Raw genomic sequence first — 25,497 nt, 5'->3', positions numbered from 1 at the left:
GTTGATGCGGTTTGGATTTCCCTCCCAGCTTACAAGCGCAATGTCGATTTTTTATCAACGGAACTTGTCCTTTTTGTAAATCCTTCCCGGAAGCCGTATGTCCAGCTGAAGTGCTGCGCAACGAGCAGCAGGACGGCGTAGCTCCATAAGCCGACCGTGCCCGCGAGCGAGTCGATCAGCAGATGGAGCAGGCTCAAGCCGACCAGCATGAGCATCAGCAGCAGCGTATATCCCGATCCTCCGATACGGCTTCCGGCCGGATACGGTTCGGCGAACGGCAGCCGCTGCGGAAGGATGCGGTAGCCGAGGACGGCGTAGATCGACATCGCGGGGAGCAGTCCCGCCAGATACGGCAGCATCGACGAGCCGAAGACGGCGAGGAACAGCAGCACCGGCACGGCGAACGCCGGCAGGGCAAGCTTCAGCAGCACGGCGGCGGCCGCGGCCCGGTGCACCTGACCTTCCCGCAGGCCCGGAGCCGCGCGGAAGATCCATGCCGCCTGCGGCTTGCTGGAAAAGCGGAGCATGAGGAGCAGCATCGGCACCGCCGTGCCGGCACCGTACAGAGCGATGCTCCACGTCGGGCTCAGCTCGCCCACGCGGAAGCCGTTGCCGGACAGCGTCGGGAGCACGAACAGAAACGGGAAGATCACGGTGTAGCCGAGGCTCGGGTACACCTTGAGCTTGAAGTCGCGCTCCCGCGCCAGCGCGGCCAGCGAGAAGTCGAGCAAGGCCCGTTCGCGAGGGTCCCGCAGCAGCAGGCGGCCGAGCGAGGACGTGATCGACAGCCGGCGGCGCGACGGACGGGCCGAGGCGTCCTTCGACGCCAGCTTCTGCAGGCTGCGCTCGAACGCCGGCATCAGCCGGAAATAGAGCAGCAGGCCGAGCAGCGGCGCGGCGACGGAGAGCGCGGCGCAAGCGATCAGCCATCCGCCTCCCTGCCCGTCGATCAGTCCGTGCGGAGCGGCGTACCAGAGCGGCGGCACGAGCGTCCACCACCACTGCGGCTCCAGCGCCTGCTCCGCCATGCTGAAGCGGAACAGCCGGACGGCGATCTGGCTGCCGCCGAGCACGACCGCCGCGAGGAAGATCTGCACGTAGTTAATCATGTCTTTGAGCCGCTCGCCGTCCCAGATCCGCAGCACCGAGTAGTAGACGGCTGCCGTCAAGCTCAGCAGCAGCCCCGCCTGCAGCCCTGCCTGCGCCGCGTAGACGGCTGCGTACGCCGGACCGTGCGCCAGCAGCACCGCCAGCAGCGGCAGCAGCGACAGCGCCGAGAGCGTCCAGCCCAAATAGACGACGACATGCAGCAGCCGCGCCATGCCCGCCGTCTTCGGCGAGACCGGCCGTGCGCCGAGAATCGTCCGATCCCGCGTATCGAGGAGCACGGAGGAGAAGTCGGAGAGCAGCAGCGAGGAGAGCAGCAGCATCTGCACCGCCGAGAGCAGCCCCATGCGCAGGATCGGCTGCTCGATGCCGACCGTCATCGGCACAAGGAACAAGCTGATTCCGACATAAATCCACAGCGAGGAGAAGAACGACTGCTCCAGCTCGTCTCCCTCCGTCCTCTTGCTCCCGCTGAACGCGTTCATCAATCCGGTCGGCCGGCGACGGCCCATCGTCAGCTTGGCCTGCAAAATGACGCGCAGCGCCGGGAAGTCATAGCCTGCGCGGATGAAAGCGTCGCGGAAGCGGTCGAGCAGGCGGAGCGAGAGGAAGTCCTTCATGGCCGCTCATTCTCCCCGGACGCTTCCTCGGCGAGCTGCTCCGGCGTCATCGCGACCGTGCCGCAGAACCGCTCGGCGATCGCCTCCTGCTCATGGAAGCCCGTCATGCGGGTGAAGATCCGCTCGAGGCTGCCTCCCTCGCTGCGCGCCTGCAGCTCGGCGAAGCTGCCGTCCGCCGCCACTTTGCCGTCATGGAGCAGGACGATGCGGCTGCTGATCTTCTCGACGACGTCCATGATGTGCGACGAGTAGAAGATCGCCTTGCCCCGCGCGGCCAGCCGCGCGAGGATCTCCTTGACGACGGCGACGCTGCCGGCGTCGAGGCCGCTGAGCGGCTCGTCCAGGAAGAGGACGTCGGGATCGTGGAGCACGGCGGCGGACAGCATGACCTTCTGGCGCATGCCTTTGGAAAAGGCATCGATCCGGCGGTCGACCATCTCCTCCAGCCCGAACAGCGCGAGCAGCCGCTCGGCCTTGCGCTCGGCCGCCTCGCGCGGCAGGCCGTACAGTTGGCCGCTGAACGCGAGGTACTCGCGGGCGGTCAGCATGTCGTAGATTTCGGCCGTCTCCGGGACGTAGCCGATCCGGGCCTTGTACTCGGAGGAGCCGTCCGAGATGTCGTGGCCGAGCACCTCGATGTAGCCATCATAGCCCTGCTCGAGGCCGAGCATGAGCTTCTGGGTCGTGCTCTTGCCCGCTCCGTTCGGCCCGATGTAGCCGATGATCTGGCCGGGATACGCTTCGAGGTCGATGCCCTTCAGCACCTGCTTGGCGCCGTACGACTTGCGCAGGCCGCGCACGCGGATGACCGGCTGGGCGGGCTCTTGGGGCGGCGGCGCGGACTCGCCCGGCGGGAGCGGACGGCTGGACCGGCCGTCCTGGACGGAAAGCGGAGGAGTGCGAGAAATGTCGAAAGAAGACAAGCCGTTACCACCTTTCCTTTCGTTTAGCATTCCTCATTTTACCAGAGAAGGCGATGTCCGGGGAAATGGATTGGGTATCGAGCGGGCAAGATCGGGATCGCCCGCGAAAAAAAGCCCGCCCTGCGACAGCGTATCGACGGAGGGTCGAATACGCTGCCGCAGGGCGGGATGGCGAGGAAATCCTCTCTATTTCATCTGGATGCGGATCTGGTTCGGGCCGGTGCGGCTGAGCACGCGGTACCCGCTCTCGGCCGCTGTCGCGATCCCGCCCGCCCCCGGCAGGCAATAGCCGTTCGGCGCGCAGCTGCCGTCGTCCCGCACGAGCAGCTTGCCGATCAGGCCGACGGGCACCCAGCCGGGCTGCAGGCGGCGCGGCACGTACGGAGCCGTCGGATCGTAGTCCGGATTGGCCGCGGGCTGCTCGACCGTATAGGCAGGAGCGATGATCGTCCCGTCCGGAGCGACTTCGGCCGGGATCGTCACCGTCTCCAGTACGACCCGCCCCCACTCGTCGCGCAGATAGGCATCCGGGCTGCGCAGCTCGGACGCATCGCCGACGAGCGTCGGCACGGCGCTCGTCACGCCGAGCACGTACCCGTCCGCCGCCTCGGCCGGCCGGATCTGCTCGCCCTCCAGCGTGACGAAGTAGCCGGGCTCGAGCGGCGCTCCGCTGACGGTTTCGTACAGCTCCGCGTAGTCGGCCCCGCCGCTGAAATACGTCCCGTCGATGTACATGTTGCCGGTCGAGCCCTGCAGGACGGCCGCGAGGCCGAGATTGGCCGGCGACGTGCCGTTGGCGACATGCCAGGAGTACGGGTACAGCGTCGTGCCGTAGCGGCCCATGATGTGCGACCCGGCCTGATCGGCGGTCGTCTGCAGCCCTTCCGCATGCGTATAGTTGCCGCTGGCCGTCGTATTGCCGCCCTCGGCGTGGGCGCGGCTGCCGGAAGCGACCGTCGATACGCCTTCGGCATGGGAGCCGAAGCCCGACGCCGCCGTCGTCAAGCCTTCCGCATGCGCGTAGTTGGCCGTGGCGGAGGAGCCGCTGCCTTCCGCGTGGGAGGCATAGCCGGAGGCGGTCGTCTGGTAGCCCTCGGCATGCGTGTTGAACGCGCTCGCCACCGTCAGCGAGCCTTCCGCATGCGCGTAGTTGTTCAGCGCCTGCGTCTCGGAGCCCTCCGCATGGGAGAAGTTCCCTGAAGCGACGGTGTTCGCGCCTTCCGCATGGGCGGAGGTGCCGGAGGCGACCGTATCCGAGCCTTCCGCATGCGAGTTGTCGCCGGAAGCCTCCCCGTTGAAGCCCTCCGCATGCGAGTTGATGCCGAGCGCCCGGCCCGTGGAGCCTTCCGCATGGGAATTGGTGCCTTGGGCGAGCGTGGCGTTGCCCTCCGCATGGGCATTGCCGCCGGAGGCGACGGTCGTGTTGCCCTCCGCGTGGGAGCCGAAGGCGCTCGCCGTCGTCGTCGCGCCTTCGGCGTGCGAGTTGTTGCCGGAGGCGATCGTCGCGTTGCCTTCCGCATGGGAGGCGTAGCCGGACGCTTGGGTCTGGTAGCCTTCGGCATGGGAGTTGAACGCGGTTGACGCCGTCAGCGAGCCCTCCGCATGGGCATACGTGCCGGACGCTTGCGTCTGGAACCCTTCCGCATGCGAGAAGCTGCCGGTCGCGGCCGTATTCGAGCCCTCCGCATGCGCCGTCGTGCCGCTGGCCGTCGTGGATGTGCCTTCCGCATGCGCGCTGTCCCCGATCGCCTCCGTGCCGACGCCCTCCGCATGCGCGTACGGGCCGGAGGCCGCCGTCGACCGCCCCTCGGCGTGCGAGGCGAGCCCGGAAGCGGACGTGCCGAAGCCTTCCGCATGGGACTGATCGCCGATCGCTCTCGTGCCGGAGCCTTCCGCGTGCGAAGAGGCGCCGACGGCTCTCGTGCCGGTGCCTTCGGCGTGGGAGGCTTCTCCTTCCGCCGAGCTGTCTTCCCCCTCGGCATGGGAGGCCGGGCCGGAGGCGGCCGTGCCGGAGCCTTCGGCGTGGGAAGCCATGGCGCTCGCCGCCGTGACCGTACCCTCGGCATGAGCGGCCGCGCCGGATGCCGTCGTGCCCATGCCTTCCGCATGGGAAGACTGGCCTGCGGCCGTCGTGCCGGAGCCCTCCGCATGCGCCGCATCGAGCGAGGCCGCCGTCCGGTAGCCCTCCGCATGGGCGGCGGAGCCGGATGCCGTCGTGCCGGAGCCTTCCGCATGGGAGCTGTCCGCAGCGGCCAGCGTCTGATAGCCTTCCGCGTGCGCGGCCGTGCCGACCGCTTCCGTCTCGCTGCCCTCCGCATGGGACACCTCGCCCGCCGCCAGCGTGCGCGATCCCTCCGCATGCGAGGCTTCGCCCGACGCGGTCGTATCGCTTCCTTCCGCATGGGCGGCGTCCGTCAGCGCTCGGGTCGAGAATCCTTCCGCATGCGAGGCGGAGCCTTCCGCGACCGTCGTCGAGCCTTCCGCATGGGAGCTGTCTCCGGCGGCGACCGTCCGGTACCCCTCCGCATGAGCCGCGCTGCCGGAAGCGAGCGTCTCGCTGCCCTCCGCGTGCGCGGCCGGTCCGCTCGCCGTCGTGTCCGCTCCGCCCGCATCCGAGCACGGACCGATCGCTTGGCGGTTGCATTGCCCGTCCATATTCGTCCCCATCCTTTCTCTGCCGTAGCCGCAAGTGTAGTTCTGTATCCTATGCGGGTTGGTGTCATGGGGAACGGGAAAAAGCGAAATGGAGGAAGCGGCCGCAGCACGCTTCCTCCATTTCGCCCGAGGGAGTGTATTTTTCAATTCCGGCTTCGGGTGACGCTCTGTAACTCGATTTTTTCGAGTTCACTCAGCGGATCGCCCTCCTCGAACGCTGCGAACTCGATTTTTCCGCGCTACTCCCGGCTGGGGCGCATGTTCGAGCCGATTTGCTCGGGTTTTCCGCGCAACTCCCGGCTGGGGCGCATGTTCGAGCCGATTTGCTCGGATTTTCCGCGCTACTCCCGGCTGGGGCGCATGTTCGAGCCGATTGGCTCGGATTTTCCGCGCTACTCCCTCCGCGCTCCCCGCTCGCCCCGTCAGCCGATCCGCGCCTCCCCCGCGCCCGCATCTCCGGCCTCGCCGCCATCCGGTCCGGACGCGCTCCTGTCCGCGCCGCCTGCGGGCGGCGTCTCTCCGAACAGCCGCGCCATCGGCCCGCTGAGGAACACGCCGTCCGGGTCGAGCTCGCGCCGCGCGGCCGCGAAGGAGTCCCAGCGCGGGTACAGCCCGCGCAGCTGAGCCGCGCCGAGCGAATGCAGCTTGCCCCAATGCGGCCGACCGCCGTGCGCGAGGAAGATCCGCTCCATCGCCGCGAAGTACGCCTCATGCGGCATGCCTTTGTACATATGGACCGCGATGTATGCGGAATCCCGGCCGTAGGCGGGGCTGAGCGGGATGTCGTCGCCCTTCGCGTAGCGGCATTCCACCGGAAAATGCACCCGGTACCGCTGCCGCTCCATCTCCGCTCGCATCTCGCGGATGACGGGGGCCATCGCTTCCGCCGGCACGTTGTACTCCATCTCCACGAACTTGACGGATCGCTCGGTCGCGAACAGCCGGTAGCTGTCGCTCACTTTCGTGCCGACAGGCACGGAGGAGGCGGACAGGCGGCTGATTCGCGGCGCCAGGCTCGGAAAGAGGCGGCAGCCTTCCGACAAGAGGCCGAACAGCTTGTTCTCGACCAGCACGTCGCTGATATAATCGCGCACGGGGCGCTCCACGCTCGGCCGCTCCGTCGGATTCATGCGCTTGATCTGGCACGGCTCCGCATAAGGGAACCAGAAAAACTCGAAGTGCCGGTTGCCGTCCGCCAGCTCGTCCAGCCTGCCGAGGCAATCCCCCAGCGGCAGCGTGGAGCTGGAATATTCCATTCGGAACGCCCTCTGCAGCCGCAGCCTCACCTGCACGATGACGCCGAGCATGCCGGCCGAGACCTGCAGCGCCTTGAACCAGTCCGAATGCGACGATTCGGAGCAGGTGACGATGTCGCCGGCGCCGGTGACGACGGTCAGCTCGACCGCCTGCGTGGATATGTTGCCGAAGCCGCGGCCCGTCCCGTGCGTGCCGGTCGCGATCGCGCCGGCGATCGACTGCACGTCGATATCGCCCAGATTCTCCTGCGCCCAGCCCCGCTCATGCAGCAGCCGGCCGAGCCGGCGCAGCTTGGTGCCGCCCCAGACGAGAGCCGTACCGGCCTCCTCATCGAGCTCGATCAGCCCCTGCATCCGGTCGAGCGACAGCATCATGCCGTCCGAAGCCGCGATCGGCGTGAACGAGTGGCCCGATCCGACGACCCGCAGCTTCCTTCCCTCGCGGCGGCAGCGGCGCACCGCCTCGGCCGTCTCCTCGACCGATGCCGGATAGACGACCTCCGCCGGCTCCGCGACTACGTTTCCCGCCCAGTTCGTCCATCGTCCCGCCTCGAATCTTGCGCTCATAAGAAACACGCTCCCATCCCCCGATAAGTCGGATACTCGTCCACGACGCGGCCGCCGGACACCGCGAGCAGCCGGTCGAACCGCTCGCACAGCTCGCCGGCCTTGGCATGGCGGAAAAACACCGGGTCGCCGATGGCGAGCTCCGTGCCCGGAGGCAGCCGCAGCGGCGTCTGCACCTCTCCCGCCCCCTCCAGCGGCAGCAGCCGCAGTCCCGGCGGCAAGTACGGCACGGGCAGCCGGTCCTTGCCGGCGGCTCCCGAACCTACGTAACCGCCGCCGAGGCAGGTGGCCACCGCTCGCTCCGGCAGCCGCGCGACCGGCACCGCGAAGCCGGCGGCCGGCTCCAGCCGGAAGCGGCGGTACCGGTCGAACAGCGCCGGCGAGTAGAAGCCCGACCCGGCCGTCAGCTCGGTCACGTCCGCCTCCCGCGACGAGGTGGACAGGCTGCCGGTGCCGCCGGCGTTGACGAGCCGCGGCGGCGCTCCGAGCGAGCGCAAGCCGGCCACGGCCTCGGCCCGCCGACGCGCCGCCTCGGCGATCGAGCGCTTTTGCAGCAGGCGGATGAGCGCGTTCTGCAGCGGCTGGCCCGGCACGTCGTCGCCGACGCCGGCGACCTGCGCCTCGTAGCCCATCAGTCCCGCCAGCTCCAGCGCCGGCGAGCCCAGGATGCGCTCGGCAAGCGGCCGGACGTCCCTCCAGCCGCGCAGAGGAGAGCGCTTGACGCCGAAGTGCAGCCCCGGATAGGAGACGGACAGGTCGAGATCGAGGCAGACCGGCACCGGCCGCTCGAGGCCGAGCTCTCTGGCCAGCCGCTCCAGCAGACGCAGATGCTCCTCGTCGTCGGCCATGAAGACGATGCTGCGCCCGGCCGCGATCCAGCCGAGCAGCTCGCGGATCGGCCGCTCGTCCGTCTGCGGATAGCCGAGCAGCAGATCGTCGAAGCCCTGCTCCGCCAAGAAGGCGGCTTCCGCCGCCGTGAAGCACATGATGCCCTGATAGGCCGGATCGGAGGCGAGGATGCGGCGCATGATCGCCGGACTGCGGATCGACTTGCTGGCGATGCGGATGCGCTTGCCGCCGGCCGAGCGGACCATCGCCGCCGCGTTGGCGTCCAGCCGGTCGAGATCGACATAGGCGAACGGGGCCGGCCGGCCCTCGAATGCCTTGCGGTACGTTTCATAATCGGACATGGCGCTCTCTCCCTTGAACGGCCGGGGTTATCGCTGCCGCTCTCTCATGTTGGATATAGCTTCCTGCTGCTGGGAACACTTCTCTCAGACCAGGCCGAAACCCTGCTTGGACCGATGTGGAAAGAAAAGGCGGCGGATAGACATGAAACCGACGTTCAGCTGGGAAGGTTCGGAGCCGGGAGTGCTGCGGCCGCTGCCGCTCGATCCCGATGCGGGGCGGCTGCTGGAAGCGATCCGCCAGGACATGGGCGGAAGCCGCGATCTCGTCGTCAGGCGGTTCGGCGACGCGTCCGCCGCTTCGCCTCCGGCAGCGCTTGTATACATAGACGGCATATCGGATGACGAGACCGCAGACCGTTATGTCGCCGACGTGCTGCGGGCAGCCGGGACCGGCCCGGACGGCCTGTCCCCGCCGTCGTCGGAAGCCGCTTCCGCCGCGCTGCGGCTGCTCGGGACGATCGGCAGCGGCGAGCCGGTGCCCGACATGGCGGTTTTTTACGAGCGGCTGCTGAGCGGCAGCGCGATGCTCGTGCTGGATGGAAGCGAGCTCGCCTACGCCGTCCCCAACGCCAAGTGGAAGGAGCGGGAAATCTCCGAATCGCCCAACCAGACGTCGATCCGCGGGCCCCGGGAAAGCTTCACGGAGACGTTGCGGGTCAATACCGGTCTGCTGCGGCGCAAGATCAAGGACCCGCGGCTGTGGATGGAGTCGATCCATCTCGGCCGCATGACCAAGACCGAGGTGTGCCTCGTGTACATCCAGGGGCTGGCCAAGCCGTCGGTCGTGGCCGAAGCCCGCTCCCGGCTGCAGGCGATCGACATCGACGGCGTGCTGGACAGCGGGTATGTGGAGGAGCTGATCGAGGACGACCGGCGGTCGTTCTTTCCGACGATGAAAAACACCGAGCTACCCGACAGCGTAGCGGGGGAGCTGCTGGAAGGCAAGATCGCCATCCTCGTCGGCGGCTCGCCGAACGCGCTGATCGCCCCGGCTCCCTTCCTCTCGTTCATGCAGACGGCCGAGGACTACTACCAGTACGCCCTCTACTCCAGCCTGCTGCGCCTGCTGCGGCTGCTCGGCCTGTTCATCGCGCTGCTGCTGCCGTCGATCTACATCGCCATCACGACGTTCCACCGCGACATGCTGCCGTTCACGCTGCTGTTCAGCCTGATGGCGCAGCGCGAGGGCGTTCCGTTCCCGGCCTTTGTCGAGGCGCTCGCGATGGAGGTCACGTTCGAGATTCTGCGGGAGGCGGGACTGCGCATGCCGAGGCCGATCGGCCAAGCCGTCTCCGTCGTCGGCACGCTTGTCATCGGGCAGGCGGCGGTCGAGGCGGGCATCGTCTCGGCCGCGATGGTCATCGTCGTCTCGGTCACGGCGATCGCGACGTTCACGCTGCCCTCGTACAGCATCTCGATCCCGATCCGCATGCTGAGGTTCCTGTTCATGGCCGTAGCGGCGTCGTTCGGGCTGTACGGCATCATCCTGGCGCAGCTGCTGCTGCTGCTGCATCTGGCCTCGTTGAAGACGTTCGGCGAAAGCTACATGTCTCCGATCGCGCCGCTGCGCCCGCGCGCCCTGTTGGATGCGCTGGTGCGGGTGCCGAGGTGGGCGAGCTTCGCCCAGCCTGCAGGGTCCCGGCGCGCCGGAGCGAGGCGGTATCGCGGCCGCCGCCCGAATTGAAGGAGCGTGATCGCCCATGGGGAAACGAATCTGCGTCGTGCTGGCCTGCCTGCTGCTGCTGAGCGGCTGCTGGAGCCGGCGCGAGCTCAACGATCTGCTCGTCGTGCTCGGCATGGGCATCGACTGGGAGGACGGGCAGTACGTCGTCTCGTTCCAGGTCGTCAATCCGAACGAGATCTCCTTGAAGAGCAAAAGCACCAACCGCGCCCCCGGCACGCTGTACCAAGGCCGGGGCAACACGATTTTCGAAGCGGCGCGCTCCCTGACGACCCGAGCTCCCCGCCTCATGTACCTGGGTCACCTGCAGCTGTTCGTGCTGAGCGAGGAGATGGCCCGCCGGGGCGTCGCGAGCGTCATCGACAGCCCGCTGCGGGACAACGAGGCGCGCATGGACTACAACGTCGTCATCGCCCGCGGGGCGACCGCCGAGCAGATCCTGGAGCTGTACACGCCGCTCGAGCGGCTGCCGACCTACAGCATGCAGCAGTCGCTGCGCACCTCCGAGCGCTCCTGGGCGCCGACGGTAGCCGTCACGATGGGCGATGTGGTCAACAAGCTGACGGGCGACGGCCAGCAGCTCGTCCTGACCGGCATCGAGATCGTGGGCAGCCGCAAGCAGGCCGACCGGCCCGGCAACCTGATCGGCTTCCGTCCTGCGGCTTCTTACAACTATCGAGGCATCGGCGCCTTCAAGGGCGACAAGCTGATCGGCTGGCTGGACGAGAAGGAAAGCAAGGGCTTTACCGATCTGACCGACAACCTCGACAGCACCTCCATCGAGCTGCCGTGCTCCAAGACTCTCCATACCGGCATCGAGGTGACGTCCTCCGATACGAAAATCGTTCCCCGGATCCGAGGCGGCAAGGCCGAGTTCCTCATCCAGATCTGGGCGCAGGGCGACATCGTGGAAAATGCCTGCCCGCAGGTCGACTTTTCCCGGTCCTCGACGTTCGACGAGCTGGAGAAAAGGGCGGAAGACATCGTGCGAAGCAATGCGGAAGCCGCGATCCGCTGGGGCAAGCGGCATGAGGCCGATCTGTTCGGCTTCGGGAGCGCGCTCGGCAGGAAGCATCCCGAGTACTGGAAGCAGGCGAAGGCGACCTGGGACGTGGCCGGCTTTCCTCAGGCGAACATTTCGTTCCAGATCGATCTCGTCATCCGCAAGACCGGATCGATCGGCAATTCCGTCAAACCGAAACCGTAGGAGGAATGCGATCATGTATGCCTTGCTGACCGGCTGCCTCTGGCTTGCCGCCGCCGCGGCGATGGACGGACGCGAGCTGCTGCGGGCGGACCGCAGGAAGGAGCTGGTGCTGGCCGCGGCCATCGGCCTCGCCGGGCTGCTGCTGTTCACGGCGCATAACCTTCACGTCCCGCTGCCGAGTCCGCTCGACGTGATGGACCTGTTCCGCAAGGAGGTGACCGAATGAATCGGGTCGAGAACGGACGCATCACCGCGCGCCAGCTCAAGATCATGATTATTTTCGCCCTCATCGGCGACTCCATCCTCATCCTGCCTAACCTGATGGGCAACATCGCCCGCCAGGACGCCTGGCTCTCCCAGCTGGCGGCGATCGCCTGCGGCATGGGAATGGCTTGGGCGTATGCCGCGCTGCTGGGCAGGCTCGGCCGGCTCAGCCTGGTCGGCGCATGGACGGCGCTGCTCGGCCGCATCGCCGGAGGCCTGCTCGGACTCGTGTACGCGTATGCCTTCTACATCATGGTGCTGTCGCTGCTGGCCGAGATCAGCCTGTTCATGCGGGCGCAGATGATGCACGAGACGCCGGCGGAGGCGATCATGCTCTCGTTCCTGATCGTCCTGACCGCGGGCATGCGCTACGGCGTCGAGACGTTCGCGCGGACGAGCGAGCTGCTCTATCCGATCTTCGTCGCGATGTTCGTCTTCTTGTCGCTCTGCCTGCTGCCCCAGATCAAGCCGGACCAGCTGCTGCCGATCGCCCGGACGGGACTGCCATCCATCGCCGAAGGAACGCTGCTCGCTTTCTCCTACGGCTTCTTGGAGGCGGCGGTGCTGCTCATGCTGGCGCCATACGTGAAGGAGGACGACGAGAAGGCGGCTCGCTCGGCCGTCTTCCAAGGCTTCTTCACCGGAGGCCTCCTGCTGTTCCTGCTCATGCTGCTCTGCGTGCTGGTGCTAGGACCGAACATGATGGCGCTCAAGCACTATCCGACGTTCCTGCTCGCCCAGCGCATCGAGATCGGCCGGTTTCTCGAGCGGATGGAGGCTTTCCTGATCTTTCTCTGGATCGTCACCGTCTTCTACAAGGCGCTGCTCTACAGCTTCTCGCTCCAAAAGGCGATCGGCGAGCTCGCGCGGCTGCGGGACGACCGCGTCCTCGCCATGCCGCTCGCGCTGCTCCTGCTTGCGGGAGGCATGATCAGCGTGCCGAACATCGCGGCGTACAACAAGCTGATCCAGGCGTATTTTCCGTATTATGACCTGATCGTCTACCTCGGCTTGCCGCTGCTGCTCCTGGCGCTGCTCGCCATCCCGGCGGCGCGTCGGCGGCTGGAGGCCAAGCAGCCGTCCGCATCTGCTGCCGCCGGACCTGTCGGAGCAAGCGGAGACTCGGGAGCGGGCTGAGGGGCGGAAGGAGGATCGATCTGATGGCGGAGCCGGCGGTGGAGGCCGGCGGTGGAGGCCGGCGGTGGAGGCCGGCGGTGGAGGCCGGCGGTGGAGGCCGGCGGTGGAGGCGCGGGCGTCGGTGTGCGAGCGGGGGCGCCGGTGGAGGCGCGCTGGGGGCGCAAGCTGGCGGGCTTCTCTTTGGCCTACAGGATGTTCAGCCCCTCGCCTTCGGTCCATTCCGGCTAACGCCGTCAGCTGCGTCATCTCCTTTTTTCCGAGCACCCTCATCATCAGCCAAAGCGCTGCGAATGCGGTCGTCAGCTTTACCGCGATCATCCCGAAGTCCATGCCGCTTGCTCCCCTCGTCGTTCGTTGCGACTGCTTCTGCTTGGTTTTCCCGCTGTGAAGGCACCCTTCACGGATGCTCGCAGGTGGGTCTTTCGGCAGGCTCTAACTCGATAAAACCGACTTAACTGGTCCCGGCGGAGGCGTTCGGCAGGCTTTAACTCGATAAAACCGACTTAACTGGTCCTGGCGGAGGCGTTCAACAGGCTTTAACTCGATAAAACCGACTTAACTGGTCCTGGCGAAGGCGTTTGGCTGTCATTAGCTCGATTAAATCGAACTAATTGGCCCCGGCGGTGGCATTCGGCAGGCTCTAACTCGATAAAACCGACTTAACTGGTCCTGGCGGAGGCGTTCGGCAGGCTTTAACTCGATCCGGGCGGGCGTTCGGCAAGCACTGGCAGAAGTGGGCCCTATGAAAAGAAGCGTTCCGATCCACATGCGACGTGGATCGGAACGCTTCTTCGTTTTGGCTGCTGAGGACGGCGCTTTCTAGGAGTCGACCGCTGCGTTTCACCTTAACCCAGCTTTCTTAATGAGCCTGACAGACCACCGGTCTCCAGCTTTAAGTGTTCTCCACTCGCTGCATGGGACGGTGATGCGAACGGAGCCCGGTTCTCTAACGACGAGTGAGGCGCTTAGAAGCTAGATTGAAGCCTGCTTGGAATGCTAACGACTGCTCGAACGCTTAGAGCAGCCAACTCTTCGTTTACAGGCTTTATTGGGGCCCTTTTGCTGCCCTAAGCGCCTCACGAGTCGTTAAATTTCGGGGAGACCCGATTTCAGCCCTCTAAGGAGCTGAAACGTCGTTAGCCAGCAGCGGCGTCTGCCTCCCGCGCCTGGCCGACTACCGCTCGCCGCTCTAGCGCCGCGCCGTGCGCCGGCAGCGCCAGCTCGGCGCCGGCCGACTCGCCGGACTCGAAGCGGACGAGTCCGCTCTCGCCGAGCCGCGCCCGGCGCCTACCGTCCGCTCGCTCGCCGCCGCCCCTGCCTCCCGTGCCGGGCCGCCTACCGTCCGCCCGCCGCTCGCCTCTGCCTCCCACGCTCGCTCGCCGCCGCCCCTGCCTCCCATGCCGGGCCACCTACCGCCCGCCGCTCGCCTCTGCCTCCCACGCTCGCCCGCCCCCGCTGCTCGCCTCTGCCTCCCACGCTCGCCCGCCCCCGCTGCTCGCCTCTGCCTCCCACGCTCGCCCGCCACCGCCCTGCCTCTCCCGCGCCCGGCCGCCTGCCGCCCGCCGCCCTAGCGCCGCGCGGCGCGCTTCAGCAGCGCCGCGCCGTGCGCCGGCAGCGCCAGCTCGGCGCCGGCCGGCTCGCCGGACTCGAAGCGGACGAGTCCGCTCTCGCCGAGCCGCACCTGCGCCGCCGCGCCGGAGAAGTTGAGCACGAACACGTAGTCGTGCTCCCCGTCGCTGCGCAGCTGCGCGGTCACGCCCGCAGGCAGCTCCGCCTCCAGCGCGCGCGCCACGCCCGCCTCGCGGACGAGCGCGCCGTACCACGCGCCGTAGAACGAGTCGTCCGCCACGCGCGCGGCCAGATAGTGCACCCGGCCCTCGCCGAAGGCGTGGACCGTCAGCGCCGGCCGCCCGGCGTAGAAGTCGTCGCCGTACTCGGCCACGACCTCCGCGCCCTCGGCGTGGATCAGCTCGCAGATTTCGTGGATGCGCCAGCTGCCCGTCAGGCCGAGCGCATTGCCCTCGCGCAGCACGAGGCGATTCTCCTCGCCGTCGTGCAAGCCTTCGATCTCCTCGGCCCAGACGCCCGCCGCCTTGCGCAGCGGACCGGGGAAGCCGTCGAGACGGCACAGGTCATGCTCGTCGACGACGCCGCTCCAGTACGTCATCGCGACCGTGCCGCCCCCGCGCACGAACGCCTCGATGCGCTCGCCGGCGTCCTGACGCAGCAGGTACGTCATCGGCAGGATCAGCAGCTTGTAGCCGTCCAGCGGATCGGCGGAGCCGATGACGTCGACCGGCACGCCCATTTCCCACAGCGCCTTGTAGTGCTGCACGACCGTCTGCTCATAGCGCAGGCCGCCGTTGCGCGGGCCCTGCGCGTCGTTCACCGCCCAGCGGTTGTCCCAGTCGAACACGATCGCCGTCTCCGCCGGCACGCCCGTGCCGACGACCTCGCCCATGGACGCGAGCTCGCGGCCGAGCTCGGCCACGTCCCGGAACACGCGCGTATGCTCGTGGCCGACATGGTCGACGACCGCGCCATGGAACTTCTCGCTCGAGCCGCGGCTCTTGCGCCATTGGAAATACTGCACCGAGTCGGAGCCGTGCGCCACTGCCTGCAGCGAGCTGAGCCGGTGCATGCCGGGACGCTTGAGCTTGCTGACGGGCTGCCAGTTCGTCAGGCTCGGCGTGCTCTCCATGAGCAGGAACGGCTGCTGCTTGAGCGAGCGGAACAGGTCGTGGTTGAACGCGAACCAGGCGGCCGTGCCGGCGTCGCTCGCCTGCGAATGCCACATCGGGTAGGCGTCCCAGCTGACGAAGTCGATCACCTTGGCCAGCTCCCGGTAGTCGAGGTCGTAGAACAGGTCCATCAGGTTCGTCGTCGCCGGCAGCTCCGGATTGGCCGCCTTCAGCGGCTCGATCTCGGCGCGGCAGAAGTCCGCCGTCTGATGCGTCACGAAGCGGCGCCAATCGAGGTTGTGCGCGTGCACCATCGTCTCGCCGTGCGGCGCGGGCGACTCGACCTGCTCCCACGACGTGTACGTATGGCTCCAGAACGTCGCCCACCAGGCGGCGTTGAGCGCGTCCAGCGTGCCGTAGCGCTCCTGGAGCCACGCGCGGAACGCGTCCTGGCAATGCCCGCAGTGGCATTCGCCGCCGTACTCATTGGAGATATGCCAGCCGAGCACCGCCGGATGCTGGGCGTAGCGCTCCGCCAGCTGGGCGTTCATGAGGCGCGTCTTTTCCCGGTACACCGGAGACGTATAGCAGTGGTTGTGGCGCATGCCGTGCAGATTGCGGACCCGGTTGCCGCCCGTGCGCAGCACCTCGGGGTACTTCTCCGACATCCAGGCCGGACGCGCGCCGCTCGGCGTCGCCAGCCAGGCATAGATGCCGTTCTCGGCGAACGTGTCCAGCAGCCGGTCCATCCAGCCGAACTCGAAGCGGCCTTCCTCCGGCTCCAGCGCCGCCCAGGCGAAGATGCCGACGGACATGACGTTGCAGCCTGCGAGCTTCATGAGGCGGATGTCCTCCTCCAGCACGGCGGGATCATGCTGCCACTGGTCGGGGTTGTAGTCCGCTCCGTGCATCATAACGGGCAGCTTCGGGCTGATCGGGGGGAACTTGAGGGTTTTGGTCATGGCGGTCTTTCTCCTTTCGAGTAAAAAAACATCAAGCGAAAAGCCGCGAGCCGCCCCCGCGAGGGGGCGGCTGCAGCGGAACGGACGGCGGCCGCGAGCTCGTTCGGCCCGTCGACGGATCGCTGCCGCCGAGGGCTCGTTCGGCCCATCGACGGATCGCTTGCCGCCGAGGACTTGTTCGGCCCGTCGACGGATCGCTTGCCGCTTAGGACTCGTTCGGCCCGTCGACGGGCCGCTTGCCGCCGAGTACTTGTTCGGCCCGTTGACGGGCCGCTTGCCCGCGAGCGGGATCATGATCTTACTTCTGCGCCGCGAGGAACGCGTCGACCTGCGCCTGCATCTCGGCCTGCACCTTGTCGATGCCGGCGGCCTTGAGCTGCTTGATGAGGTCGGCATGGCCCTTGTCGATGTCCTTGATGAGGCCGTATTCCAGCGGAATCGCGTAGCGCGTCATGACGTTGCCGATGTTGGCGACTTCCGCCTTGACCTTCTCGCCGTTGAACACGAACGTCTCCAGCGGGAAGTGGTAGATTTTAGACTGCCAGCCGTTGAACATATCGTCCGCTTCCTGAGGATACGAGGCGTCCTTGCGGTTGAGCGGCGAGTTCCAGCCCCAATTGGAGAAGCCGGTGTAGTTGCCCGCGGTCGGACCGGCCGCATACTTGTCGTCGCCCTCCGGCACGTAGTTCGCGCCGGCGATGCCGTACATCGTCAGGTCATGGATCTCCTTGTCGTTCTGCAGCAGGTCGATCAGCATGAGCGAGCGCTCCGGATTTTTGCTCGTCGCGTGAATCGCCATGCCGTTCTGCGTGGAGATGGCGGCGATCTTCTTGCCGTTCGGCGTGATGTCCGCGATGGCGACTTCAAGCGACGGGTTGTCGCGGCGCATCTCCGCCAGGTTGGAGCCGGCGGTGCCGAGGTTCTGGGCGGCATAGGAAGCGACCTTGCCGGCCTTGATGTCCTGCCAGACGTCGTTCTTGTTGCTGACGACGTTTTTGCTCCAGACGCCGCTGTCCGCCAGATCCTTGTAGTACACGAGCAGATCCTTGAACTCCTGCGTGTCGTAGATGTTGAAGATCTGGCCCGTCGCGTCGTCCATCTTGTAGGCGAGCGGCAGCGTCGTGTCGACGAGGTTCCAGTCGTTGTGCTGCTCCAGCGTCGCCTGGTCCATCTCATGCCACTTCCAGCCGTCGCCGGCTTTGGCGCCGTAAGGGATGATGCCCTTTTCGTTCGCCGCGATCGCCTTCAAATACTGCGCGTACGTGTCGAGGCTGTTGATCTCCGGCAGATTGTGCTTCTTGCGCAGGTCCTCGCGGTACAGGATGACCTTGTCGTTGACCTCGACGTTGTTGTTCGGCACCATGTACAGCTTGCCGTTCACCTTGGCCTGGTCCCACGAGACAGACGGCATGCTTTCCATCGTCTGCGGCGCGTACTGCTTCAGCATGTCCTCGGTCAGCTCCAGGAAGCCGCCCTTGAGCGCCTGGTCGTTGTAGTACGCCCAGTTCGCCGTATACACGAGGTCGAAGTCCTCGTTGGCCGCGAACTTGAGCGGGTACTTCTGGTTCCAGTCGGACCAGTCGAGGAACTCGACCTCGACCGTCGCGTTGATCTTCTCCTTGAGCTTCGCGTTCAGCTCGCCGAACACCTTGTCGTAGTCGACCGGCTTGCCGCCGACGAGGATCATCTTGAGCTTGACCTCCTGCGACGTGTCGGCTGGGCCGGACGATTCGCCCGGCGCAGCGGACGGTGCGGTCGATGCGGCCGGAGCTGCGGACGGCTCGGCATTGCCTCCGCCGCTGCAGGCGGAGAGGATGGCGGTCAGCGACAGCGCGGCCGCCAGCGGCAGCAGGGCTGCTTTTCTCGTGTTCGTTTTCATGGAAGTGTTCCCCCTATATGAGTATAAGAAAGGACTAGCCCTTCACGGACCCGATCGTCAGGCCTTGCACGAAGTAGCGCTGGATGAACGGATAGGCCAGCAGGATCGGCCCGATCGCGGTGACAGTCATCGCCATCTTGAGGCTCTCCGTCGGGATGCTGAGGGTCACGACCGCGCCGGAGCTGATGAGCGCCTTGCGCATGCCGTCCATGTTGCCCAGCATCTTGTACAGGTAGTACTGGAGCGGCATCAGGTTGTCGTTGGAGACGAACAGCAGCGCGTTGTACCAGTCATTCCAGTAGCCGAGCGCCAGGAACAGCCCGATCGTGGCGAGCGCCGGCTTGGCGAGCGGCAGGATGAGCTGCCAGTAGATCCGGAAGTCGTCCGCCCCGTCCATCTTGGCCGACTCGACGATCGCCTCCGGGATGCCGCTCATGAACGACTTCATGACGATGATGTAGAACACGTTGAGCAGCATCGGCAGCACGAGCACGATGAACGTGTCCTTGAGCTGCAGGTAGTTGACGATGAGCAGGTACCACGGGACGAGCCCGCCGCTGAACAGCGTCGTGAAGAAGAAGAAGAACGAGAACGAGTTGCGCCAGCGGAAATCCTTGCGGGACAGCACGTACGCCGTCATCGACGTCAGGAACAGTCCGGCGAAGGTGCCGAGCGCCGTCACGCCGATCGTGACGGCGTAGGCGCGGAGAATCTGCTCCGGGTACTGGAACAGCAGCGAGTACGCTTCGGTGGAGAACTCCGCCGGCAGCAGCTGGAAGCCGTTCTCGATGATCGAGCTCTCGCTCGTCAGCGACGAGGACAGCACGAGCAGGAACGGCACGAAGCAGAACAGCGCGAGCAGCGTCAGCACCGCGTAGCCGAGGATGCGGAACAGCAGCATGTCCCGGCGGACGGCTTTGCCTCGGACCGCGTCGGAGGCGGCCGGGGCGGCCGCAGCCTGGTTTTTCATGTCGGATGAGCCTCCTTTCTAGAACAGCGCCCGGTCCTTGTCGTAGCGGCGGACCGCCCAGTTGGCGACGAGGATCGTGATGAAGCCGAGGATCGACTGGTAGAAGCCGGCCGCGGCCGACATGCCGATGTCGTTGTTCGCCGTCAGCGCGCGGAACACGTACGTGTCGATGACGTCGGTCGTCGAGAACAGGATGCCGTTGGTGCCGACCATGTTGTAGAACATTCCGAAGTCGCCGCGGAAGATGTTGCCGATCGCGAGCAGCACGAGGATGATGAGCGTCGGCATCAGGTTCGGGATCGTGATGTGGATGATGCGCTGGAAGATGTTCGCCCCGTCGATCTCCGCCGCCTCGTACATCTCGCGGTCGAGCCCGGTGATCGCGGCCAGGTACATGACCGTGCCGTAGCCGAGCGCCTTCCATGCGGAGATGAGGATCAGCAGCAGCGGCCAGTAGGAGGCCGTGTTGTACACGTCGATCGGCTCCATCCCGAGCCAGCCGAGCACGGAGTTCAGCATGCCGTAGTCGTAGTTGAACAGGTTGTAGGCGATCGCCCCGACGACGACCCAGGAGATGAAGTACGGCAGGAACAGCATCGTCTGGAAAATCTTGCGGAAGAACGGCCGCGCCGCCTCGAACAGCAGGATCGCCGCCGCGATCTGCAGCACGTTGTTCACGATGATGAACGCGATATTGTACAGCGCCGTGTTGCGGGTGACCCGCCAGGCGTCCCCGGATTCAAAGAAGAACCGGAAGTTGTCGAGTCCGTTCCACGGACTGCCGAAGATGCCTCCGTTGTAATTGAACTGCTTGAACGCGAGTACGATCCCGGCCATCGGGATGTAGGCGAACAGCAGGAAGAACAGAACGGCCGGCAGCAGCATGAGCAGGAGGACGCGGTACTTGCTGACGTCCGACCAAAAGCCGCCTCGGTTCATGAGCCCCTCTCCTCTCGGTGTTGCGGTCTGGTCTGGCTTACGGTCCCATTATAGGTCCGCCGCCCTGGACGCCGTCATTGGGAGGAGCAACAATAACCGATACTTTTTCAACGGGAGGCGGGAAGGGACGGGAGCCGGCGGGCGGAGCGGGCATCGAGACCGGGCATCGAAGCCGGGCATCCGCTTTGCGGAGCGGGCATCGAAGCCGGGAACCGCTTCGCGGAGCAGACATTGAAGCCGGGCATCGAAGTCGGCATCCGCTTTGCGGAGCAGACATCGAAGCCGGGCATCCGCTTCGCGGAGCAGACATCGAAGCCGGGCATCCGCTTCGCGGAGCAGACATTGAAGCCGGGCATTCGCTTCGCGGAGCAGACATCGAAGCCGGGCATCCGCTTCGCGGAGCGGGGACTCGTTCCGATCTCCCTGGAGCCCAGATTCCTTTGATTCCATTCCCCAACAGGGGTGGAATCCGGCCTCCAAGGGAACCGCTTCCGCTTCTCCACGAGCCCCCGTCCGCTTCGCTTTCCGACTCATTGAACCCCCTCGCTCGCCTTCCTCGCTCAACCCCTTGGATTCAGAAAGCTGCATACAAGGTCAAATTCACCGTCTTCACCACCTTCCGACGGCGGTTTGGACACTGTCGCTGAGTCAGACCAGCCGGCTCCTCGCTCATGACGGTAGTTTGGACCCCTTCGTTCGGCCGGATCACTTAGCTTTGAGCTCATGACGGTAGTCCCGACCCCTTCCCTCAGTCGGACCAGCCGCCTTCTCGCTCGTGACGGTAGTTTGGACCCCTTCGTTCGGACGAATCATCTAGCTTTGAGCTCATGACGGTAGTCCCGACCCCTTCCCTCAGTCGGACCAGCCGCCTTCTCGCTCGTGACGGTAGTTTGGACCCCTTCGTTCGGCCGAATCATCTAGCTTTGAGCTCATGACGGTAGTCCCGACCCCTTCGCTCAGTCGGACCAGCCGCCTTCTCGCTCGTGACGGTAGTTTGGACCCCTTCGTTCGGCGGAATCACCTAGCTTTGAGCTCATGACGGTAGTCCCGACCCCTTCGTTCGGCCGAATCATCTAGCTTTGAGCTCATGACGGTAGTCCCGACCCCTTCGCTCAGTCGGACCAGCCGCCTTCTCGCTCGTGAAGGTAGTTTGGACCCCTTCGTTCGGCCGAATCATCTAGCTTTGAGCTCATGACGGTAGTCCCGACCCCTTCGCTCAGTCGGATCAGCCGCCTTTTCGCTCGTGAGGGTAGTTTGGACCCCTTCGTTCGGCCGAGGGGAGGGTGGCATTGGGACAAGCGGAAGCGGAGCGAGGCGATGCCTTTCGGAGAAGCAGCAGCGGTCCTCTTGGAAGACGGATGGCCTCCGCATAGGAGGTTGGGCAATCCAGGCATCCGGCTTCCAGTGGAATCGGAGAAAGGCTCGGCTCGCGCTGCGGGCTTCTTGTCCACCACTCATCCTCTTACGGCGCTGCCGAGAAAGGCTCGGCTCGCGCTGCGGGCTTCTTGTCCACCACTCAGCCGCTTCCGGCGCTGCCCAGAAAGGCTCGGCTCGCGCTGCGGGCTTCTTGTCCACCAATCAGCCGCTTCCGGCGCTGCCGAGAAAGGCTCGGCTCGCGCAGCAAGCTTCTTGTCCACCACTCATCCTCTTTCGGTGCTGCCGAGAAAGGCTCGGCTCACGCTGCGGGCTTCTGTCCACTACTCAGCCGCTTCCGGCGCTGTCGAGAAAGGCTCGGCTCGCGCTGCGGGCTTCTTGGCCACACTCAGCCGCTTCCGGCGCTGCCGAGAAAGGCTCGGCTCGCGCTGCGGGCTTCTTGGCCACCAATCAGCCTCTTCCGGCGCTGCCGAGAAAGACTCGGCTCGCACAGCGGGCTTCATGACCCATGACCGGTTCTCCGGCTTCGCCCGGAGACAACTTCATTCACGCCGAAAAAGCGGGCTAGATGCCCGCCTTCTTGCGATATTCGCCCGGCGACATGCCGGTCGCCTGCTTGAACTGCCGGTTGAAGTAGACGATGTTCTTGTAGCCCATGCGGTCGGCGATCTCGTAAATCTTGAGCGTCGGCTCCTCGAGCAGCGCGCAAGTGCGCCGGAGCTTGCGCTCAAGCAGGTAGTCGCTGAAGTGCTGGCCGGTCTCCTCCTTGAACAGGTGGCCGAGGTAGTTCGGCGTGAAGCTGAACTGCGCCGCTGTCTCCTTGAGCGTCACCTTCTGCTCCAGCCGTTCCTCGACATAGGCCTTGATCTCGTCGATCAGCTTGCGGCTGTGCCTTCGGCTCTTGATGAGCAGCAGCTCGGACAGCTCGAACAGCCGCTTGCGCAGCCACGAGAGCAAGTCGTTCATCGTCTCGAACTGGAACATCACTCCCGGCTCATGCGTGTCCCACTTGAGCAGCTCGTACAGGTTCTCGTCCATGGCTTGCAGATCGGCGTGCAGCTTGGACGTCAGCCGCAGCACGAGCGGGTACGCCTCGCTGCGGCGCAGCCGGCCGGAGCCGCCGAACAGCTCCAGCAGGCAATCGTCGATCTCGACGAGATCATAGTGCAGGATGGCGGCGAGCATCCGGTCGACGACCGCCTCCTGGGCGGCGGACGGTCCTTCCTCTCCGGCCGGCTCGGCGCTCCCGCGCAGGACGCGGTTCTTGCCGAGCAGCCACTTGGCGCTCAGCGCGGCCTGCGCCTCGCGGTACGACTCCGGCAGCTCCTGCCAGCGCTCCGCCGGACGGCCGACCCCGACCGTCACTGTCAGCGGGAAGCGGCGGCCGATCTCGGCGACGAGCTCCTCGAGCCGCGCGTCCGCGCCCGGCCCGGCGATCAGCGCGGCCCGCGCTCCCGGCAGGCCGGCCAGCAGCAGGCCGAGCTGACGGCGCTCCGCGAAGCCGTCCAGAAACGCGTTCAGCGCGGCGAGCTGCCGGTCGCGCTCCTCCTCGCCCAGCGCCGCGGCTTTCCACTCCAGATCGTCGATCTCGATCAAGGCGCAGCTCGCGCCATGCTCGGCGGCCGAGTGCAGATAGGGCTGCAGATGCTCCTCGAGCAGCGGGGAGCGGTCCCCGCCGAGCCAGCGCAGCAGCAGCTCCCGCGCCGCCAGCGACAGCGCCTCCGAGACGCTGCGGCTCGCCCGCTTCTCCTGCTCGACGTCGCGGCAGAGCGCAGCGAGCATCGCCAGCAGCTCTTCGTCGTCGACCGGCTTGAGCAGGTAGCCGGACGCGCTCAGCCGCAGCGCCTCCTTGGCGTAGTGGAAGTCCTCATGGCCGCTGATGAAGACAAGCTTCACCTGCGGGCGCGCCTCCTTGGCCCGCCGGGCGAACTCGATGCCGCTCATGATCGGCATGCGGATGTCCGACAGGATGACGTCCACCTGCTCGCGCTGCAGCAGGTCGAGCGCCGCGAAGCCGCTGCTCGCTGTGCCTGCTACCTGCACCGGCAGGCCGCTGCCCGCGACCCGCCGCCGCAGCCATTCCAGATCGACCGCCTCGTCGTCGACGAGCAGCAGCCGGATCGGCGTTCCTTCGTTCATCGGCCTTCCTCCTTTCGTTCCCGGACGATGCCGTCCTCCCACTCGCCTTCGGCGGGGAGCAGGATGCGCACCGTCGTGCCGCCGCCGTACACGCTGCCGACCTCGATGCCGTACCGCTCGCCGTAGCGCAGCCGGATGCGCTCGTCGACGTTGCGGATGCCGTAGCTGCCGCCGGTGACGGATCGGCCCAAGGCGGCCGATGTGCCTGCGGGAGCGGACGCGACCGGCTCGCCCGACAGGCCGGCCGTGCCGGAGCGCAGCTTCTCCAGCGTCTCGTCGTTCATGCCGACGCCGCTGTCGATCACCTTCAGCTCCAGATCGGCGCCGAGCCGGCGGGCCGTGATGCGGATGGCGATGCTTTCGCCGTACCAGGCATGCTTGAACACGTTTTCCACGAACGGCTGGAGGATCAGCTTCATCACCCGCAGCTCCCCGATGTCCGGCTCGGCGTGCAGATGCACCGTGAAGGCGTCCGCGTACTTCACCTGCTGGATGTCCAGATACGTCTGCACCTGCTCCAGCTCCTGGGCGAGCGGGATGAGCACGCGCCCTTCGTTGAGCGACAGCCGGTAGAAGCGCGACAGCCCCTTCACCATCTCCGTCACCTGGCGCGTCTCGCCCATGTTGGCCAGGCTGCTGATCGTGGATAGCGTGTTGTAGAGGAAATGCGGGTTGATCTGCGCCTGCAGCGCCTCGAGCTCCGCCTGCTTGCGCTTCTGCCCCTGGGCGAACACGCTGCTGATGAGCTCCTTGACATGCTCGGCCATCGTGTTGAACGCATCGGCGATCTGCACGAACTCGTCCTTGCCGGAGAAGCGGATGCGCTTCTCGAGGCTGCCGTCCTGGAACGACTGCACGAGCGTCACGATCTTGCGCATCTTGCGCCCGGACAGGCGCGCCACCATGAAGCCGATGAGCGCCATGACGGCAAAGCTGACCGAGCAGACGCCGACGATGACGAGGCCGAGCCGGCGCGCGTCCTCCTGCAGGTACCTCTGCGACACGACCGCCTGAATGACGTAGCCGCTGCCCGGCACCGCCTCCGTCAGCGTCAGATGCCCGGGCGCGTCCGCCTCGTTGACCTCGCCTTTGTCATACAGCGTCCGGCCCGTCTGCTGATCGAGCAGGCGCAGCGTCATGCCCTTCTCCACGGGAAAGGCGTCGAAGCGTCCGAGCAGGTCGTCGAGCCGCGCGGTGATGCGGATGTAGCCGATAACCGTCTGATAATCGCTATAGGAGATGAGCCTCGTCAGATGCGACAGCTGACGGTGCTGCGCGTCGGACTCCACCTGCATCCAGCGGCTGCTGCCGAACCATTGTCCGGACTGCTCCGGCCAGGCGCTGCCGCGCAGCCGCTCGGCGGACAGCACGTAATAGTCGCTCCGCTCGATCGGCGTCGACGGATCGTCGCCCTCGATCTCGTACAGGTCGGGGTTGGTCGTATAGAGCTCGATGCGCAGCGGATTGCCGAACAGCTGCAGCGGCTCCTGCAGCTTGGGCACGATCTCGTCGAGCATGGTGAGATACGCCTGCAGATCGTCCCCGTGCTTCTGCAGCGCGCGCTGAAACGGCACGCTGCCGAACAGCGTGTCCGAGATGCGCTTGATCTCCTCCATCTGGTAGCGCATGTTCGTGCGCGTCTGCTGCATCGCCGCCTGGATGTTCGTGCGCGCGATCTCCGTCCGCGACTCGACGAGCATCCGGTAGGAGATCGTGCCGATCAGGGCGTCGGTGACGAGCACGAGCAGCAGGTACGGGATCATCATTTTGTAGGTATATGGGATAAAGGACTTTCTCTTCGCGTCTCTCATCGCTGCCGCCTCCGCCCAGGGCCGTTCCATTCCGTTCCGTTCCATTCCGTTCCGTTCCGTGTCCGGCCCGAGTTCAATACCCCATTGTACCTTTCCCGGCAGGCGGATGCCTACTGCGCGAGGCAACGTTTTCTT

17 protein-coding genes are annotated in these 25,497 nt (G+C 66.1%); 5 read left to right on the top strand and 12 right to left on the bottom strand.

Annotated features, from left to right (window positions below; genetic code table 11):
- Nucleotides 1-29 precede the first annotated feature (29 nt).
- The 5 genes from HGI30_RS05585 to HGI30_RS05565 form a co-directional block, all read right to left on the bottom strand.
- The gene (locus HGI30_RS05585) at nucleotides 30-1,727 is read right to left on the bottom strand and encodes a hypothetical protein (RefSeq protein ID WP_168906738.1); all 1,698 of its coding nucleotides are present in this window, start codon (nucleotides 1,725-1,727) and stop codon (nucleotides 30-32) included.
- Nucleotides 1,724-2,533, bottom strand: a complete 810-nt coding sequence (locus HGI30_RS05580; protein WP_235680411.1) for an ABC transporter ATP-binding protein — start codon at nucleotides 2,531-2,533, stop codon at nucleotides 1,724-1,726. Before HGI30_RS05580 ends, HGI30_RS05585 begins: the two co-directional genes overlap by 4 nt.
- 303 nt (nucleotides 2,534-2,836) lie before the next feature.
- Nucleotides 2,837-5,305: a peptidase G2 autoproteolytic cleavage domain-containing protein gene (locus HGI30_RS05575; protein WP_168906736.1), complete on the bottom strand. Its 2,469-nt coding sequence runs from the start codon at nucleotides 5,303-5,305 to the stop codon at nucleotides 2,837-2,839.
- A gap of 422 nt (nucleotides 5,306-5,727) precedes the next feature.
- Nucleotides 5,728-7,128, bottom strand: a complete 1,401-nt coding sequence (locus HGI30_RS05570; protein WP_168906735.1) for a D-arabinono-1,4-lactone oxidase — start codon at nucleotides 7,126-7,128, stop codon at nucleotides 5,728-5,730.
- Nucleotides 7,125-8,318 (bottom strand): amino acid deaminase/aldolase, encoded by a 1,194-nt coding sequence (locus HGI30_RS05565; RefSeq protein WP_168906734.1) that lies wholly within the window; start codon nucleotides 8,316-8,318, stop codon nucleotides 7,125-7,127. Before HGI30_RS05565 ends, HGI30_RS05570 begins: the two co-directional genes overlap by 4 nt.
- A 142-nt stretch (nucleotides 8,319-8,460) precedes the next feature.
- On the opposite strand from HGI30_RS05565, the gene HGI30_RS05560 reads away from it, so the two are divergent.
- From HGI30_RS05560 to HGI30_RS05545, 4 genes are read left to right on the top strand one after another with little or no spacing between them, the layout of a single operon-like run.
- Nucleotides 8,461-10,002: a spore germination protein gene (locus HGI30_RS05560; RefSeq protein ID WP_168906733.1), complete on the top strand. Its 1,542-nt coding sequence runs from the start codon at nucleotides 8,461-8,463 to the stop codon at nucleotides 10,000-10,002.
- 16 nt (nucleotides 10,003-10,018) lie between these two features.
- Complete coding sequence (locus HGI30_RS05555; protein WP_168906732.1) at nucleotides 10,019-11,206, top strand: Ger(x)C family spore germination protein; 1,188 nt, start codon at nucleotides 10,019-10,021, stop codon at nucleotides 11,204-11,206.
- A gap of 13 nt (nucleotides 11,207-11,219) precedes the next feature.
- Nucleotides 11,220-11,432 carry a hypothetical protein gene (locus HGI30_RS05550; protein WP_168906731.1) on the top strand — a complete coding sequence of 71 codons (213 nt, stop codon included), beginning with the start codon at nucleotides 11,220-11,222 and terminating at the stop codon, nucleotides 11,430-11,432.
- A complete protein-coding gene (locus HGI30_RS05545) occupies nucleotides 11,429-12,607 on the top strand; it encodes a GerAB/ArcD/ProY family transporter (protein WP_168906730.1) in 1,179 nt (392 codons plus the stop codon). Before HGI30_RS05550 ends, HGI30_RS05545 begins: the two co-directional genes overlap by 4 nt.
- A gap of 1,136 nt (nucleotides 12,608-13,743) precedes the next feature.
- Here HGI30_RS05545 and HGI30_RS05540 read toward each other — a convergent pair.
- The 5 genes from HGI30_RS05540 to HGI30_RS05520 all read right to left on the bottom strand — a co-directional run bounded on the left by HGI30_RS05540 (nucleotide 13,744) and on the right by HGI30_RS05520 (nucleotide 20,038).
- Nucleotides 13,744-13,977 (bottom strand): hypothetical protein, encoded by a 234-nt coding sequence (locus tag HGI30_RS05540; RefSeq protein ID WP_168906729.1) that lies wholly within the window; start codon nucleotides 13,975-13,977, stop codon nucleotides 13,744-13,746.
- A gap of 197 nt (nucleotides 13,978-14,174) precedes the next feature.
- Nucleotides 14,175-16,250: a beta-galactosidase gene (locus HGI30_RS05535; protein ID WP_168906728.1), complete on the bottom strand. Its 2,076-nt coding sequence runs from the start codon at nucleotides 16,248-16,250 to the stop codon at nucleotides 14,175-14,177.
- 298 nt (nucleotides 16,251-16,548) lie between these two features.
- Nucleotides 16,549-18,129, bottom strand: a complete 1,581-nt coding sequence (locus HGI30_RS05530; protein ID WP_168906727.1) for a DUF3502 domain-containing protein — start codon at nucleotides 18,127-18,129, stop codon at nucleotides 16,549-16,551.
- 34 nt (nucleotides 18,130-18,163) lie between these two features.
- On the bottom strand, nucleotides 18,164-19,099 hold the full coding sequence (locus HGI30_RS05525) for a carbohydrate ABC transporter permease (RefSeq protein WP_168906726.1): 936 nt from the start codon (nucleotides 19,097-19,099) through the stop codon (nucleotides 18,164-18,166).
- An 18-nt stretch (nucleotides 19,100-19,117) separates the two neighbouring features.
- Nucleotides 19,118-20,038 (bottom strand): ABC transporter permease, encoded by a 921-nt coding sequence (locus tag HGI30_RS05520; protein ID WP_168906725.1) that lies wholly within the window; start codon nucleotides 20,036-20,038, stop codon nucleotides 19,118-19,120.
- 231 nt (nucleotides 20,039-20,269) lie between these two features.
- Between HGI30_RS05520 and HGI30_RS05515 the strand changes: the two genes are divergently transcribed.
- On the top strand, nucleotides 20,270-20,482 hold the full coding sequence (locus tag HGI30_RS05515; protein WP_168906724.1) for a hypothetical protein: 213 nt from the start codon (nucleotides 20,270-20,272) through the stop codon (nucleotides 20,480-20,482).
- Between the two features lie 1,494 nt (nucleotides 20,483-21,976).
- Here HGI30_RS05515 and HGI30_RS05510 read toward each other — a convergent pair.
- Nucleotides 21,977-23,551, bottom strand: coding sequence for a response regulator (locus HGI30_RS05510; RefSeq protein ID WP_168906723.1), 1,575 nt, complete (start codon nucleotides 23,549-23,551; stop codon nucleotides 21,977-21,979).
- Complete coding sequence (locus HGI30_RS05505; RefSeq protein WP_168906722.1) at nucleotides 23,548-25,362, bottom strand: sensor histidine kinase; 1,815 nt, start codon at nucleotides 25,360-25,362, stop codon at nucleotides 23,548-23,550. Before HGI30_RS05505 ends, HGI30_RS05510 begins: the two co-directional genes overlap by 4 nt.
- Nucleotides 25,363-25,497 lie beyond the last annotated feature (135 nt).

The organism is Paenibacillus albicereus (assembly GCF_012676905.1).
Taxonomy (GTDB): domain Bacteria; phylum Bacillota; class Bacilli; order Paenibacillales; family Paenibacillaceae; genus Paenibacillus_O; species Paenibacillus_O albicereus.
The sequence above is the reverse complement of the archived record's forward strand: the minus strand, read 5'-3'. Positions and strand labels throughout refer to the sequence as shown.